Source organism: Aeromonas sp. QDB14 (assembly GCF_027707845.1).
In the GTDB taxonomy this organism is placed as follows: Bacteria; Pseudomonadota; Gammaproteobacteria; order Enterobacterales; family Aeromonadaceae; genus Aeromonas; species Aeromonas caviae.
In genome coordinates this window covers 1-15,787 of record NZ_JAPCJD010000023.1, presented here as the reverse complement: position 1 = coordinate 15,787, position 15,787 = coordinate 1, and the positions used below count along the sequence as shown (strand labels likewise).

Genomic DNA, 15,787 nt, shown 5'->3' with positions numbered 1-15,787 from the left:
CCCGTTTCATAAGAAAAGCCGCTCCATGGAGCGGCTTTTTGTTGTCTGTCTTTCGGCACCCTGCGGTCAGCAGCGCCCCTTCTTGGCCTGTCCCGGTGGGCAGAAGGTACCGTCGCCTCCGCGATCCCCATCACTGACCCGGATCCAGGTATCGTCCACGCTCACATCGGCCCCGTGCACCCGCACGGGCCCGCTGCTGCAGGCACTGAGCAGCCCCCCCAGCACTATCATCATGACCAGCTTGCCCATCATACCTCCTCGCGTTTTCCTGATTATGAGGCATGTGGCAGGGCGGTGGGAGACGACGTATCCCCCGTGCGTCACGGCTTGCCGTGGTCATGAAGAAGGGCGCCGAAGCGCCCTGGTGCGGGTCAGGAAGAGGTGCCGGACGCTCAGAGGCGGAAGTTGCCGACCAGCTTGTCGAGCTCACCGGAGAGGTGCTGCAGGTTGCGGCTTGACTCGGTCAGGTGATGAGCGATATCGGCGGTCTCCATGGTGAGCTGGTTGATGTCCTCCACGTTGCGGTTGAGCTCCCCCACCACGCTCGACTGCTCTTCGGTGGCGGTGGCGACCTGGATGTTCATGTCGCTGATCTGGGTGATGTGTCCGGTGATCTGGTCGAGGGCGCCGTTGGCCTCGTCGGCCTGGGTCACCACCCGCAGGCTCTGGTTGCGGCCCTGGGCCATGGCGCTGACGGCGCGGGCGCTCTGCTCCTGGAGGCTGTTGATCATGCCCTGGATCTCGGCGGTGGAGGCGGCGGAGCGGCTGGCGAGGTTGCGCACCTCGTCGGCCACCACGGCGAAGCCACGGCCCTGCTCGCCGGCCCGGGCGGCCTCGATGGCGGCGTTGAGGGCCAGCAGGTTGGTCTGCTCCGAGATGCTGCGGATGGTGTCGAGGATGCTGCCGATGGAGTCGGTCTGGCTCGCCAGGGACTCGATGACCCCGGCCACCTGTTCGATTTCACCGGAGAGGCCGACGATGCCGTGACGAGCCTGGGCGACGACCTGGGCCCCCGCATCGGCCTGCTCGTTGGCCTGCTTGGCGACGTCGGCGGCGAGAGACGCATTGCCGGCGATCTCGGTGACGGTGGCCCCCATCTCGTGGATGGCGGTGGCGACCTGGACGGTGCGATCCCGCTGGGCGGTGCAGTTGTGCTGGGTGAGCTGGGCCTTGGCAGCCACCTCGCTGGCGGTGGCTGCCACCTGGCGGGAGTTGCTCGCCACCTGCACGATGGCACCGTGGATCCGGGTCACGAACTGGTTGAAGCTGTGGGCAATCTCGGCCAGCTCGTCCTTGCCGGTGAGACTGGCGCGGCTGTCGAGGGCGAGGTGGCGGGCCACCTCGCCAATATGGGATTGCAGGAAGGAGACCCGGCGGCGCAGCCCGATGAGGATGAGGGTCGAGACGAGCAGCGAGATGGCGATGGCGATGGCGATGACGATGATGGCGATCATCTGGGTACGACCGCTGTCATAGCTGTTTTCGCTCAGGTCGTTGCGATGCTGGGCCTGACCTATCAACCCGTCGAGCAGCTCATTGGCGCCCTTGCGCATGACTCCGTAGCTCTGGCTGTAGCGATCCCGGTAGATGGCGCGTGCCTCGTCCATCTTGTTGTCAGAGAGCGCCTGCAACATGGGGGTCAGCTCCTCCCGCTCCACCCGGGTGAATTGATCGAGCAGGGTCTGGGCCCTGGCCCGGGCGTCGGGATCGACCTGGGCCTTGACGGCCTGCTCCATGGCCTGGCGCATCTCGGGAATGTCTTCCTCGCGGGTCTCCTTGACCCGGGTCAGCACCCCCTTTTCGTCGCGCAGGGAGGTGTCCTGCAGCAGCATCATGTCGATGCCGACGCGCATGCGCGGGATGCGGGAGGCCACTTCCGCCATGGCCCGCATGGGGGTGGCGGTATTCTGGAACAGCTCTTCGGCCTGCTGCCTGATGTTGTCCATGCTGCGCAGACTGGCGGCGCCAACCAGCAGCAGGGCGAGACAGGGCACGGTGACGGCCAGGATCAGTTGGGTTTTGATGGTGAGGTTGCCTGCCAGCATGTTGACTCCTTGGTGTGTTGCTGTGTCGCTACTGCAGCGGCTTGTCATGACGGTTCGCCGTCATGGGGGTCGGTATTCCCTGTCGACCCGTTGAAAAAAGGGCGCCGCAGCGCCCTTTCATCTTATAACCGGAAGTTGCCGACCAGCTTGTCGAGCTCGCCGGAGAGCTGTTGCAGGCTGCGGCTGGACTCGGTCAACTGGTGGGCGATATCGGCGGTCTCCATGGTGAGCTGGTTGATGTCTTCCACGTTGCGGTTGATCTCCCCGACCACGCTGGACTGCTCTTCGGTGGCGGTGGCGACCTGGATGTTCATGTCGCTGATCTGGGTGATGTGCCCGGTGATCTGGTCGAGGGCGCCGTTGGCCTCGTCGGCCTGGGTCACCACCCGCAGGCTCTGGTTGCGGCCCTGGGCCATGGCGCTGACGGCGCGGGCGCTCTGCTCCTGGAGGCTGTTGATCATGCCCTGGATCTCGGCGGTGGAAGCGGCGGAGCGGCTGGCGAGGTTGCGCACCTCGTCGGCCACCACGGCGAAGCCACGGCCCTGCTCGCCGGCACGGGCGGCCTCGATGGCGGCGTTGAGGGCCAGCAGGTTGGTCTGCTCCGAGATGCTGCGGATGGTGTCGAGGATGCTGCCGATGGAGTCGGTCTGGCTCGCCAGTGACTCGATGACCCCGGCGACCTGTTCGATTTCACCGGAGAGGCCGACGATGCCGTGACGAGCCTGTGCGACGACCTGGGCCCCCGCATCGGCCTGCTCGTTGGCCTGCTTGGCGACGTCGGCGGCGAGAGACGCATTGCCGGCGATCTCGCTGACGGTGGCTCCCATCTCGTGGATGGCGGTGGCGACCTGGACGGTGCGATCCCGCTGGGCGGTGCAGTTGTGCTGGGTGAGCTGGGCCTTGGCGGCCACCTCGTTGGCGGTGGCGGCGAGCTGGCGGGAGTTGCTCGCCACCTGTTCGATGGAGCCGTGGATCTTGGCGACAAAGTTGTTGAAGCCGGTCGCCACCTGGGCCAGTTCGTCACGGCTATCGACCTTGAGGCGATGGGTGAGGTCGCCATCACCGCTGCCGAGTTCGCGGAACAGGCGGGCCAGTTCGTTGAGGGGGCGGCTCACGGAACCCGCCAGGAGAACGCCGAGCAACCCCATGCCGACGGCGATGGCCAGGCTGACCAGCACCATGTGCAGGCGCGCTCTGTCCAGTTCGGCATAAATCTCGGCCTCCGGCACCTGGGCCACCAGATACCAGTCGAGCAGGGGGATGTAGCTGCTGGCCAGGATCACGGGCTGGCCGTCGACCTCGGCATGGGTGGCGGAAAAGGGCTGCTTGTTGAGCAGGTTGGTGCTACTGCCGCTGGCCAGCTGGGTCAGGTTGTCCCGATCGATGCGGGCGGCGTCGGGGTGCAGCTTCACCTTGCCGCTGCCGTCTGTCATGAAGACGAAGCCGCTGTCGTCGATGCGGAAGTTGGCGAGCATGCTGACCATGCTGTCGAGGGATTTGGCGAGGCCGGCGAGGCCGCGTCCGTCGAGTTGCTGGAAGTTGACGAACAGTTTCACCTCGCCGTTGCTTTCCCGAAAGATGCTGAGCATCAGATCCTGGCGGCTCTTGGTGTAGTCATAGAACCAGTTGTCCTGCTCGTGATTAAGAATGCGCAGAAAACCGTCCTGGTTGTAGTAGGCGGCACTCTGGCGATCGGCGAAGGAGGCGGTGACCAGACCATACTGGCTCGTCATGTCCTTGAGCTGGTTGATGAGGATGGACTCCTGCTCCTTGGGCATGCCGCGCTCGACCCAGTCCAGCACGAAGCGGTCGTTGGCAAGCTGTCTGGCGGCATTGGCGACCGAGGTGAGATCCTTTTCGATCTCCTTGCCGATGCGCTGGGTCAGGTTGGGCAGCTCCTGCTCGAACATGCGGTCCTCGATCAGCTGCTGGGCAGAACGCTGGCTGAAATAGCCCACCAGCAGGCAGGAGAGGGCCACGGCGAGGATGACGGTGGCCAGAATTTTCTGTTTCAGTGTCAGGCTTGCGAACATAAGGGTGACTCCGAAGTGTGAACCAGGGTTGAACTCATAATAGCGGCTGATTTGGCGCGCTCTTGAGGCGGCGGGGGCCTTTATTGTCGATTAACGTTTGCGCTCACGCCCGGATTGGGCTGGATTGGCGCCCGATTTTGCCAAGACATCGTCGCAAGCGGGGCGACCCCTCGCCAGCACCCCGGCTTGCGGTTAAAGTGCTTGCACTTATAGTAGGCTGCACCTGACTGGCGGCCTGCCCGCTCGACTCGCACCGGATTTATGGACTCTCATATGCGCATCTTTCATCGGGGATGGACCCACCTGCTCGTGCTCCTGCTGGCGACCCTGCCGTTCATGGCGGCGGCCGGAGCCAATGATCCCGCGCCTTCGGCCAGAAACCCGGGGGCAACCAAGATGGAGCGTCCGAGGATCGCCCTGGTACTGAGCGGCGGCGGTGCCAAGGGGTCGGCCCATATCGGGGTGCTCAAGGTGCTGGAGGCAAAGCACATCCCGGTGGACATCATCGTCGGGACCAGCATGGGCTCCTATGTGGCGGGCATGTATGCCATGGGGCTCAGCGCCGAGGAGGTGGAGCGCACGACGCTGGCCATCGACTGGAACAAGGGCTATCAGGACAAGGTGGGGCGCGACGAGCTCTCCCTGCGCAAGAAGCAGCAGACCGAGAAGTACCAGCTGCGCACCGACATCGGGGTCAACGGTGACCAGACCCAGCTGCCGGACGGCTTCTTCCAGGGACAGTCCATGGCCAGCCTGCTGCGCCACGCCACCTCCAACCTGCCGGCGCAAAAGAGCTTCGACAACCTGCCTATCCCCTATCGCGCGGTGGCGACCGACATGGAGACGGTGACCCCCTTCGTGCTGGATCACGGCAGCCTCGCCAAGGCGATGCAGGCCTCCATGTCCATTCCCGGTGCCCTCAAGCCGGTGGACTGGGACGGCCGCATCCTGGCCGATGGTGGCACGGTCAACAACATGCCGGTGGACGTGGCCAAGGCCATGGGGGCCGACGTGGTGATCGCGGTGGACATCAGCGCCAAGCTGCGTACCCGGGAGTCCCTCAAGTCGGGATTGGCCATGATCGATCAGCTCACCACCTACATGACCCAGGTGGGGACCGAAAAGCAGAAGGCGCTGCTGGGCCCCAGGGACATCCTGCTGACCCCCGAGTTCGGCAACATGGGGATCGCCGACTTCGCCCTGATGCCGGAGGGGATCAAGATCGGGGAGGCGGTCGCCAACAGTGCTGCGGCCCGGCTCGATGCGCTCTCTCTCTCGCCCGTCGCCTACGCCGACTATCGCAACGGCAAGCTGAGCCGGCGCGCCGAGCGCAGCGGCCAGCCCGCCTACTACATCGACAAGGTGGAGATCATCAACAAGTCGCGCCTCTCCGACGACACGGTGCGGGCCATGCTGAACGTGCGTCCGGACAAGGTGCAGACCTACGAGAGCCTGGAGGCGGGGATCCGTCGTCTCTACGCCCTGGAGTCGTTCGATCGCATCACCTACGAGGTGGAGGAGCGGGACGGGGAGAACGTGCTGGTGGTGGACGCCAGCGAGAAGAACTGGGGGCCGGGTTATCTCAACTTCCAGCTCGGTTTCTCCGATGACTTCGAGAGCAGCTCCAACTACAACGTCGGCATGTCCTACACCCTGACCAACGTCAACGACTGGGGAGGCGAGTGGCTGACCGAGGCGTCCCTCGGGACCGCCAAGCACCTCAAGACCGACTTCTACACCCCGCTGGAGCCCTCCCAGACCTACTTCGGCGAGACGAGCCTGGCCTACGACAAGACCCAGCGACGCGTCTTCTTCCCGGAAGAGAGCAGGTCCTCGTCCGGGGTCAGCTATCTGGACTCCGAGTACAGCTTCACCAGCGTGGATCTCGCCGTCGGCTGGAATCGCCAGCCCTGGAGTCGCTTCTCCCTTGGGCTGGAGGGCAAGATCGGCAGCGTGGAGATCCAGAACCTCACCAACGCGGATGCCGATGCCTCCGCCTGGGGACCCTACATCCGCTTCGAGCACGACACCCTCGACAGCCGCTACTTCCCCTATCAGGGGGTCTACTGGGACATCAAGGGGGGCTACTCCTACGTCGATCTCGACCCCTCGGACGGCCCCTCCGAGCAGGCCGAGGGGGTGAATTACCGGCTGGTGATGATCAAGCCCTGGTCCTGGGACAGGCACAGCCTCAACCTGATGCTGGAAGGGGGCGGCTCAAGCTCCCAGGAGACGGTACCGCTGTTCGTGCAGGATCTGGGGGGGCTGTTCCGCATGTCCGGCTTCCAGCATTACCAGTTGAGCGGTCGATACAGCCTGTTCGGCGGATTGCGCTACATCTACCGGGTGGCGGACAACGACTTCGGTGCCTTCAAGGCGCCCCTGTTCCTCGGGGGCTCCCTCGAGCAAGGGGGGGTCTGGGACAAGGGAGAGGACATCAGCATCGAATCCTCCTATACCTCGGGTTCTCTCTATATGGGGGTGGAGAGTTTCCTCGGTCCCATCTTCCTCGGCTATGGCGTGGCGGAGGGGGGGCACGACATGTTCTATCTGCAATTGGGCACTACGTTCCAATAAGGGCGAAATGCTGCCTTTTTGTTAACTCACCTTGGGTGGGCGGCTTGTCACTCTAAAAAAACCTAATGGGTTTATATGGTTATGCTGGTTTGATGAATAACTGCACAGGGTTTGGATTTTAATTAGTCGTTAAAACTTATATAGTGGGGGGCACCCTACGGGTGTCCCGCAAGGACGATCGCCGCGAGCTTGGGCGAACCCCAAAAAAAAGACCAAAGAGGAATTAGTCGTGCTTGAAACATACCGTAAACACGTCGCAGAACGTGCCGCCGAAGGCGTGGTTGCCAAACCTCTGGACGCAGAGCAGGTCGCCGCCCTGGTTGAGCTGATCAAGAATCCGCCCGCCGGCGAACAGGACTTTCTGAAAGAACTGTTGTCCTCCCGCATTCCCCCGGGTGTTGATGAAGCGGCCTATGTGAAAGCCGGCTTCCTCACCGCCGTCGCCAAGGGCGAGGCCCATTCCCCCATCCTGACTGCCGCCGAAGCCGTCGAGCTGCTCGGTACCATGCAGGGTGGTTACAACATTCAGCCGCTGATCGACCTGCTGGACGATGCGACCCTGGCTCCTCTTGCCGCCAAGGGCCTCTCCCACACCCTGCTGATGTTCGACTCCTTCCACGACGTGGAAGAGAAGGCCAAGGCGGGCAATGCCCACGCCAAACAGGTACTGCAATCCTGGGCTGACGCCGAGTGGTTCCTGAACCGCCCGGCCCTGGCCGAGAAGATCACCGTCACCGTGTTCAAGGTGACCGGCGAAACCAACACCGACGATCTGTCGCCGGCGCCGGACGCCTGGTCCCGCCCGGACATTCCGCTGCACGCCCTGGCGATGCTGAAGAACGCCCGTCCCGGCATCACCCCGGACAAGGATGGCGTCATCGGTCCCATCAAGACCATTGATTCCCTGAAAGAGAAGGGTTTCCCGCTGGCTTACGTGGGTGACGTGGTCGGTACCGGTTCTTCCCGCAAATCCGCTACCAACTCTGTGCTCTGGTTCATGGGCGACGACATTCCGCACGTGCCGAACAAGCGCGCCGGCGGTGTCTGCCTCGGCGGCAAGATTGCCCCGATCTTCTTCAACACCATGGAAGATGCCGGCGCTCTGCCCATCGAAGTGGACGTCTCCAAGCTGGAAATGGGTGATGTGATCGACATCTACCCGTTTGCCGGCAAGATCTGCAAGCACGGTACCGACCAGGTGCTGGCGCAGTTTGAACTGAAAACCGACGTGCTGATCGACGAAGTGCGCGCCGGTGGCCGCATTCCGCTGATCATCGGCCGCGGCCTGACCGACAAGGCCCGCGAGGCGCTGGGTCTGCCGTTCTCCACCGTGTTCCGTCGTCCGCAGCCGGTGGCCGATACCGGCAAGGGCTTTACCCTGGCCCAGAAGATGGTGGGCAAGGCGTGCGGCGTGAAGGGCATTCGCCCCGGCACCTACTGCGAGCCCAAGATGACCACGGTCGGCTCCCAGGACACCACGGGCCCGATGACCCGCGACGAGCTGAAAGACCTGGCCTGCCTCGGCTTCTCCGCCGATCTGACCATGCAGTCCTTCTGCCACACCGCGGCCTATCCCAAGCCCATCGACGTGCAGACCCACCACACCCTGCCGGACTTCATCATGAACCGCGGCGGTGTTTCTCTGCGTCCGGGCGACGGCGTCATCCACTCCTGGCTGAACCGCATGCTGCTGCCGGATACCGTGGGTACCGGTGGTGACTCCCACACCCGTTTCCCCATCGGTATCTCCTTCCCGGCTGGCTCTGGTCTGGTGGCCTTCGCCGCCGCCACCGGCGTGATGCCGCTGGACATGCCGGAATCCGTGCTGGTGCGCTTCAAGGGCGAGCTGCAGCCGGGCATCACCCTGCGTGACCTGGTCCATGCCATCCCCTACGCCGCCATCCAGAAAGGGCTGCTGACCGTCGAGAAAGCGGGCAAGAAGAACATCTTCTCCGGCCGCATCCTCGAGATCGAAGGTCTGCCGACCCTGAAAGTGGAGCAGGCGTTCGAACTGGCGGACGCCAGCGCCGAGCGCTCTGCCGCTGGTTGCACCATCAAGCTGGATAAAGAGCCGATCATCGAGTATCTGAAGTCCAACATCGTGATGCTGAAGTGGATGCTCTCCGAAGGCTACGGCGACGTGCGCACCATCACCCGCCGCATCAAGGGGATGGAAGAGTGGCTGGCCAACCCGGTACTGATGGAAGCGGACAAGGACGCCGAGTACGCCGAAATCATCGAGATCGATCTGGCCACCATCAAGGAGCCGATCCTGTGCGCGCCGAACGATCCGGACGATGCCCGTCTGCTGAGCGACGTGGCGGGTGACAAGATCGACGAGGTGTTCATCGGTTCCTGCATGACCAACATCGGCCACTTCCGCGCCGCCGGCAAACTGCTCGAGAAGTACCAGGGCGAGCTGCCGACCCGCATGTGGATCGCGCCGCCCACCAAGATGGACAAGGATCAGCTGACCGAAGAGGGCTATTACGGCATCTTTGGTCGCGTCGGTGCCCGCATCGAGATTCCGGGCTGCTCCCTGTGCATGGGCAACCAGGCGCGGGTAGCGGAAGGGGCCTCCGTGGTCTCCACCTCCACCCGCAACTTCCCGAACCGCCTGGGCAAGGGTGCCAACGTCTATCTGGCCTCTGCCGAGCTGGCTGCGGTTGCCGCCATCATCGGCAAGATCCCGACCGTGGAAGAGTATCTGCAGTACGCCAAGACCCTGGACGCCACTGCGGCCGACACCTATCGCTACCTCAACTTCAACGAGATCGCCTCCTACACCAAGAAGGCCGATGCGGTGATCCTGCAGCAAGCGGTCTGAGACTCGCCGGTCTGACCACTGAAAATAACAATGCCGCGTCTCGACGCGGCATTTTCCATTTCAGGGGGCTGCGCGATAATGACCCGCCATGCCCAGCAACGGCGTCGTCGATTTGCCTGGTACGCGCGTTGCGCTTTCGTTGTCTGGCCATGATGGCCCCACCGTTTCCTGGTGGGCATTTTTATACCGCGGTACCTGCGAAGCGGGCCCGCGCATTGCGGCGTGGTTGCTATGTTTCTGTTCCGGATTGATCTGGCCCGCATGAAGTGGCGCCTTGGTTGTGCCCTGCTGATGTTGGCCCTGCCCCTGGTGGTGGGAGGGTGGATAGTGCACGACAGCTACGAACAGGAGCTGAAGAACGATGCCAGCGCGTCAGCCAGCAAGGCCAGAACCTTGCTGGAGCGCATGCTGGATCAGGCCGAACGGGCCAACCTCGAGGTATTGCCGCTGGCCGGTCGACCTTGCAGCGACAACCTGCTGCTGCTGCGCAAGCGAGTGGCGCTGGAGCCGTTCCTGCGCTCCATCAATCTGGTGCGACAGGGGATCATCAACTGCACCTCGCTGTTCGGGCCTGCCAGGGAAGTGGATGACGGCTCCCGCTACACGGATCGCAAGTTGCTGCTGATGAGCGGCAACCTGGTGCGCAAGAATCACCCCTTGCTGGTGGTGCGTCAGGAGCGGGGGCGTGATGCGGCACTGAGCGCCATTGACAGCAGCCAGCTCAGTTTCATGCTCACCCTGAGCAGCGATCCCAGCGAGCTGTTCTTGCAGGTGGGGTCCGCCTGGCTCGATGAGTCCGGCCACTTCCAAAGCGATCCGCCGAAACTGCACAGCAAGTTTGCCCTGATACTCGCCTCCCAGCGTTACCCCTTCACCATCCACGCCGGTTATGCCATGCCGATCTACTGGCGTGCCCTGTGGGAGGCTCGCCATCTGCAACTGATCTGGCTGGGAGCCAGTTCGCTGGTGCTCTCACTGCTGGTGTGGTGGCTGCTTGGGCGGCCTGGGGCCCTGACGGACGAGCTGAGACGCGGGCTGCGAGCCAGGGAATTTGTCCCCTATCTGCAACCGCTGATCGCCAGCAAGGGCGGCAAGATGGTGGGAGCCGAGGTACTGATGCGCTGGCAACATGCCACCGAGGGGCTGATCCGCCCCGATCTCTTCATCCCCCAGGCGGAAGAGTCTGGCCTGATCGTGCCCATGACGGTCAACCTGATGAAGACGGTGGCCAAGACACTCCACCCGGTGCAGGAGCAGTTGCCCGAGGCATTTCACATCAGCTTCAACATCAGTGCCATCCACTGCCGGGACCTCTCCCTGGTGGCGGAGTGCCGCGACTTCCTCGGCCACTTCGTGCCGGGACGGGTGGTGCTGGTGCTGGAGCTCACGGAGCGGGAGCTGCTGGTGACCAGCCCGCAGACCCTCTCCCTGTTTCGCCAGCTCGACGAGATGGGAGTGCAGCTCGCCATCGATGATTTTGGCACCGGCCACTCCAGCCTCATCTATCTGCAGCAATTCCACGTGGACTATCTCAAGATCGACCGCTCCTTCATCGGCCGTATCGGGACGGAGTCCCTCTCCGAGCACATCGTGGACAACGTCATCGACCTTGGGGGACGGCTGGGGTTGTCCCTGGTGGCCGAAGGGGTGGAGACGGAGCAGCAGGCCGCCTATCTGAGAGGCAAGGGGGTCCAGTATCTGCAGGGATACCTGTTTGCCCGCCCCATGCCGATACGCCAGTTCTGCCGGGAGCTGACGGCGGGAGAGATACAGGTCGCTGCCGGGCGCACCGCCCAGGGCTAGGCCGGGCCCACCAGGCTGTGCAGCCAGTTCACCAGGATGTCGTGGGGGCTGCCGGGTTCGGGAGGGGCGGGGGCGAGCAGGTGATAGCCGGTGCCGTCGGGGACGAAGCCGAGCGGTGCCACCAGCAGACCGGCCTCGATATCGTCGCACACCTGCCGGTAAGGGCCGATGGCGACTCCCAGCCCGGCGACTGCCGCCTGCAGGCTGAAATAGAAGTGTTCGAAGGTCTGACCCGGCACCTCCTCGTCGGCGGACATGCCTGCGTGCTGCTGCCACTCCAGCCAGGCGCCCGGACGGGTCTTGGTGTGCAGACGGGGTGCCGTTGGCCTGAGGGCCTGCACATCCCCCCTGGATTCAAAGAAGTGCGCCACCTTGCCCGGCGGGCAGACAGGGCCGGTCCGCTCTTCGAACAGCAACTGGTTGTAGAGCTCGGCAGGCCAGTGAAAGTCGTTGCGCCGGATGGCGAGATCGATGCCGCTGCCAAAGCTGAGGGCGCCGCCGCCCGCCATCAGGTGTACGTCCAGCTCCGGGTGCAGAGCCTGGAAGGCGGGCCAGCGCGGGATCAGCCAGCGCATCAGGAGGGTGGGTTCGCAGGAGAGCACCAGTGATTGGGGGCGGCTCTGCTGGCGCAGGGCCTGCGCCGTCTGGCGGATGCTGCCTAGCCCCTCTCTGACCGCCTGATAGAACCGTTCACCCGCGTCGGTCAGAAAGACCCGGCGCTGGCGCCGCTCGAACAGCATGACCCCCAGATCCTCCTCGAGCAGACGTACCGCCCGGCTGATGGCGCCATGGGTGAGATGCAGTTCGTCGGCGGCGCGGCCGAAATGCTCGGTGCGGGCAGCCACCTCGAAACAGCGCAGGGCGGTAAGGGAGGGAAGTGAGAGGGCTTTTTGTGAGTTTTTTTCACCATTCATGTCAGAAATCATCGTTCGTTATTGGTGTTATTGGCAAATAAAATAGCCGATATCCCCTCTAATCAGGACTCTTTTCATGACTGAACTGTTAGCCGTTGTCGCCATTACTCTCTTTGCCGTCATCAGCCCCGGGCCCGATTTTGCCATGGTGTCGCGCAACAGCCTGCTGCTCTCGCGCCGCACCGGCGTGCTGACGGCGATCGGCATCGCGGCCGGGGTCTGCGTGCACGTGACCTACACCCTGCTGGGGGTGGGCCTGCTGATCCAGCAATCCCTCTGGCTGTTCAACCTCATCAAGCTGGCAGGGGCCGCCTATCTCATCTTCCTCGGCATCAAGATGCTGCGGGCCAGGCCGGCTGCCGATGCAGAGAGCATCTGTCAGCCTGCCCTCTCCAGTCTGGGTGCGCTGCGCACCGGATTTCTGACCAATGTGCTCAATCCCAAGACGACCATCTTCATCGTCAGCCTCTTCATGCAGGTGGTGCAGCCGCAGACGCCGCTGGCGGTCCAGATCGGCTATGGCGCCTTCATCGCGCTGGCGCACGCCCTCTGGTTTGGTGCGGTGGCGCTCTTCTTCTCTACCCCTGCGGTGCGCGACCGACTGCTGGCGGTACGCCACTGGATCGATCGGGTATTCGGGGGCCTGCTGGTGGGATTCGGCATGTTGCTGGCATTGACCCAGCAGACGCGCTGAGGCGGGGAGGGGCGCTCCCCCTATCCACCCCCGACTGTAGGGTCTTGTTTTTCATGCCTTGGCAGCCACTTTTCGGTAGAATTGGCGCTCATTTTGAAGTCAGATGAGGCGCGGTATGACGGTCAGGTTCCAGGCATTTCACAGCATCAAGGCGATTGGCAATCGGGAGGTGCTGTTCAACTGGTCCAGAACCAACCCCCTCGGCGCCCTTGATCAGGTATGGCGCCCGACGACCCGTGACGAGCTGCAGCAACTGCTGCGGGAATATCCCGAGCGCAAGCTGCGGCTCATCGGCTCCGGCCTCTCTTTCGAACCCATCCACAGCGTCTACGCCGAAGGCAGCCAGGCGCTGCTGGTGGACCTGCACCACCTGCGCGGCCAGCTGGACAAGACTACCGATACGGTGACCTACCTGGCGGGGACGCCGCTTGATACCGTCTATGCCGACCTCATCGCCATGGATCGCATGCTGCCGGCGTCCCCCGGCGTCATCGGCATCCAGACCCTGGGCGGTGCGCTCAGCACCGGCACCCATGGGCAGGGATTGCACCAGTCCGCCCTGTGCGATGCGGTGGCTGCCCTGACCGTGATGCTGGCGAGCGGCGACATCATCCGTGTGGATCGCACCGATCCGCGCTTCGGCGCCTTCGTGATGGGCATGGGGATGCTCGGCATCCTGCTGGATGTGACCCTCAACACTGTGCCCAACCGCATCATGCGCTGCACCAAGTTCACCACCGACTACCCCTTCCTGCTGGAACACAACGAGCGCCTCAACCGGGAGCACGCCTTCGTGAAGAGCTGGTGGTTCGCCTGGACCGGCGAGAGCCACATCTGGCTGGTGGATCCCGCCTCCGATGACGAGGTGGCCCGCTACCGGGCCGGGGGCAGCGAGCCGCTGGTGCTGGAGGGAGACATGGACGAGCGCATGAACCTGGCGCTCAATGCCACCATAGACGCGACCCTGCAGAAGATGGCCAGAGACACCAAGGACGAGGCCAGGGCAGGCGAGCACTTCGAGACGGTGCGCCGCTTCAAGGACGCCTCGGATCTGGTGGGCAACGTCTACCAGATCCTCTGCAAGGGGATCCCGGCGCCCCAGATCAACTGCGAGGTGGCCGTGCCCCTCGAACGCATGGGGGAGGCCCTTGCAGTCCTGCAGGCATGGCAGGAGGCGAACCCCGGCGTGCTGCACTACCCCTTCATCCTGCGCTGCACCGGTCCCTCCGTGGCCTGGCTCAGTGCCGCCCATGACAAGTCGGTGTGCTGGATAGGTTTTCTGGTCTATCTGGCGGCAGACGGGACCTTCGTCGGGGGCTCCATGGAGCAGATGCGCGAGTTGCAGCAACTGCTGGTGCCGCTCGGCGGTATTCCCCATTTCGGCAAGCACCTGGCGATGGACCTCTACGACTTCCCGGCCCTGTTGCCGCGCTGGCACGACTTCCTGGCCCTGAAGCGGGAGCTTGACCCCCATGGCCGTTTCGAAAACAGCTGGCTCGGCGACCTGTTCGCCAACCGGTAAGGATCTGACATGACCGATATGCAAGACACTCGCTTACTCATCCTCCTGCCGATCAGAGGGGGGGCAACCCGATGACAGACATGCAAGACACCCGCATCCCCGTGACCCTGCTGACCGGTTTTCTCGGCAGCGGCAAGACCACCTTGCTCAACCACTGGGTCAAGCAGCCCGAGCTCGGGGAGTGCGCCGTGCTCATCAACGAGTTCGGCTCCGTGGGGCTGGATCACCATCTGGTACAGCAGGTGGACGAGCAGGTGGTGCTGCTCGATTCCGGCTGCATCTGCTGCTCGGTGCAGGGCTCCCTGGTGGAGGCGCTGCAGGGGCTTTTCATGAAGGCCATCCAGCGCAAAATCAAACCCTTCAAACGGCTGATCATCGAAACCACTGGTCTGGCCGATCCGGCCCCCGTGCTGTTCACGTTGAGGGAAGAGGGCTTTATCGCCCAGCGCTACCGCTTCGACGGCACCGTCACCGTGGTGGATGCCGGTCATATCGAGCAGCAGCTGGCCGCTCAATATGAGGCGGTCAAACAGGTGGCGCTGGCGGATCTGCTGGTGGTGAGCAAGGGCGATCTGGTGGATGAAGAGACCCTTGCTCGGGTGGAAGCCCAACTGGCGGCCCTCAATCCGGCAGCCCCCATCCAGCGGGTCAGCAATGGGGTGCTCTCACCTGCGGTGCTGGAGAAACTCGGCGCCTACAACGAGGCAGCGGGGCGCGACGTGCGCCAGTTGCTGGCCTGGCTGCGTACCGAATCCCCGAAACAGGGGCTGGCTTCGCCCATGCAGCCGAAGATGACGCCGTTTGCCGCCAAGGTGGGGACGGCCGCGCCCACCCGCTTCGAGCACGGCAATATCGAAAGTTTCTCCCTGCGCATCGGCGAGCCGCTCAAGCCCTCCCGCCTGCTGGCCGCCATCGATGCGGTGCAGGCGCAATACGGTGATGCCCTGCTGCGTCTCAAGGGGATATTGCAACTGGAAGGGGAGAGCCAGCCCGTGGTGATCCACGGCGTGCACGGCCAGCTCTATCCGTTGCAGGCGCTGGGGGAGTGGCCCGAAGGCAAGGCCCAGTCCCGGCTGGTGTTCATCGTGAAGAGCCAGGACAGGGTAGGCATAGAGCAGTTGTTCCTCTCAACCCTCAAGGCCCCCGAACCCAGCCTGGAAGAGCACCTCAAGGCCATGCTCGGCCAGCCGGATGCCTGATATGCTGATATGACCCGCGCTCGTGCGGGTCTAATGAGATGGTCACCCCCACCCTGTGAGCGGTACGCTGACAGGGTGTTTTTCTTTCAGGAGAGACCATCATGGAAAACGTTGCGCTTATTGGTATTGATCTCGGTAAACACTCTTTTCACATTCACTGTCAAGACCGGTTC

10 protein-coding genes are annotated in these 15,787 nt (G+C 63.6%); 6 read left to right on the top strand and 4 right to left on the bottom strand.

The features are described from left to right. Window positions 1-66: 66 nt before the first annotated feature. The 3 genes from PG887_RS09785 to PG887_RS09775 form a co-directional block, all read right to left on the bottom strand. Window positions 67-249, bottom strand: a complete 183-nt coding sequence (locus PG887_RS09785) for a hypothetical protein (RefSeq protein ID WP_270821581.1) — start codon at window positions 247-249, stop codon at window positions 67-69. Window positions 250-392: 143 nt separating this feature from the next. After that, complete coding sequence (locus tag PG887_RS09780) at window positions 393-2,045, bottom strand: methyl-accepting chemotaxis protein (RefSeq protein WP_270821580.1); 1,653 nt, start codon at window positions 2,043-2,045, stop codon at window positions 393-395. Between the two features lie 122 nt (window positions 2,046-2,167). After that, the gene (locus PG887_RS09775; protein WP_201872796.1) at window positions 2,168-4,078 is read right to left on the bottom strand and encodes a methyl-accepting chemotaxis protein; all 1,911 of its coding nucleotides are present in this window, start codon (window positions 4,076-4,078) and stop codon (window positions 2,168-2,170) included. 273 nt (window positions 4,079-4,351) lie between these two features. Between PG887_RS09775 and PG887_RS09770 the strand changes: the two genes are divergently transcribed. The 3 genes from PG887_RS09770 to PG887_RS09760 all read left to right on the top strand — a co-directional run bounded on the left by PG887_RS09770 (window position 4,352) and on the right by PG887_RS09760 (window position 11,285). After that, window positions 4,352-6,655 carry a patatin-like phospholipase family protein gene (locus tag PG887_RS09770; RefSeq protein ID WP_270821577.1) on the top strand — a complete coding sequence of 768 codons (2,304 nt, stop codon included), beginning with the start codon at window positions 4,352-4,354 and terminating at the stop codon, window positions 6,653-6,655. A gap of 229 nt (window positions 6,656-6,884) precedes the next feature. Further along, the gene (gene acnB, locus PG887_RS09765; protein WP_202041261.1) at window positions 6,885-9,482 is read left to right on the top strand and encodes a bifunctional aconitate hydratase 2/2-methylisocitrate dehydratase; all 2,598 of its coding nucleotides are present in this window, start codon (window positions 6,885-6,887) and stop codon (window positions 9,480-9,482) included. 231 nt (window positions 9,483-9,713) lie between these two features. Further along, window positions 9,714-11,285, top strand: a complete 1,572-nt coding sequence (locus tag PG887_RS09760; protein ID WP_104454839.1) for an EAL domain-containing protein — start codon at window positions 9,714-9,716, stop codon at window positions 11,283-11,285. Here the strand turns inward: PG887_RS09760 and PG887_RS09755 are convergent. Next, on the bottom strand, window positions 11,282-12,199 hold the full coding sequence (locus tag PG887_RS09755; protein WP_104454838.1) for a LysR family transcriptional regulator: 918 nt from the start codon (window positions 12,197-12,199) through the stop codon (window positions 11,282-11,284). The two genes, PG887_RS09760 and PG887_RS09755, sit on opposite strands and share 4 nt — an antisense overlap. A 76-nt stretch (window positions 12,200-12,275) precedes the next feature. Between PG887_RS09755 and PG887_RS09750 the strand changes: the two genes are divergently transcribed. The 3 genes from PG887_RS09750 (at window position 12,276) to PG887_RS09740 (ending at window position 15,614) form a co-directional block, all read left to right on the top strand. Continuing rightward, a complete protein-coding gene (locus tag PG887_RS09750; protein ID WP_270821575.1) occupies window positions 12,276-12,893 on the top strand; it encodes a LysE family transporter in 618 nt (205 codons plus the stop codon). A 115-nt stretch (window positions 12,894-13,008) separates the two neighbouring features. Beyond that, window positions 13,009-14,415 carry a D-arabinono-1,4-lactone oxidase gene (locus PG887_RS09745; protein ID WP_104454837.1) on the top strand — a complete coding sequence of 469 codons (1,407 nt, stop codon included), beginning with the start codon at window positions 13,009-13,011 and terminating at the stop codon, window positions 14,413-14,415. 71 nt (window positions 14,416-14,486) lie between these two features. Then, on the top strand, window positions 14,487-15,614 hold the full coding sequence (locus PG887_RS09740; RefSeq protein WP_029314837.1) for a CobW family GTP-binding protein: 1,128 nt from the start codon (window positions 14,487-14,489) through the stop codon (window positions 15,612-15,614). Window positions 15,615-15,787 lie beyond the last annotated feature (173 nt).

Excerpts from the sequence above, each read along its gene's own strand:
- PG887_RS09785 (WP_270821581.1), bottom strand. The coding sequence starts at position 249 with ATGGGCAAGCTGGTCATGATGATAGTGCTGGGGGGGCTGCTCAGTGCC.
- PG887_RS09780 (WP_270821580.1), bottom strand. The coding sequence starts at position 2,045 with ATGCTGGCAGGCAACCTCACCATCAAAACCCAACTGATCCTGGCCGTC.
- PG887_RS09775 (WP_201872796.1), bottom strand. The coding sequence starts at position 4,078 with ATGTTCGCAAGCCTGACACTGAAACAGAAAATTCTGGCCACCGTCATC.
- PG887_RS09770 (WP_270821577.1), top strand. The coding sequence starts at position 4,352 with ATGCGCATCTTTCATCGGGGATGGACCCACCTGCTCGTGCTCCTGCTG.
- PG887_RS09760 (WP_104454839.1), top strand. The coding sequence starts at position 9,714 with ATGTTTCTGTTCCGGATTGATCTGGCCCGCATGAAGTGGCGCCTTGGT.
- PG887_RS09755 (WP_104454838.1), bottom strand. The coding sequence starts at position 12,199 with ATGAATGGTGAAAAAAACTCACAAAAAGCCCTCTCACTTCCCTCCCTT.
- PG887_RS09750 (WP_270821575.1), top strand. The coding sequence starts at position 12,276 with ATGACTGAACTGTTAGCCGTTGTCGCCATTACTCTCTTTGCCGTCATC.
- PG887_RS09745 (WP_104454837.1), top strand. The coding sequence starts at position 13,009 with ATGACGGTCAGGTTCCAGGCATTTCACAGCATCAAGGCGATTGGCAAT.
- PG887_RS09740 (WP_029314837.1), top strand. The coding sequence starts at position 14,487 with ATGACAGACATGCAAGACACCCGCATCCCCGTGACCCTGCTGACCGGT.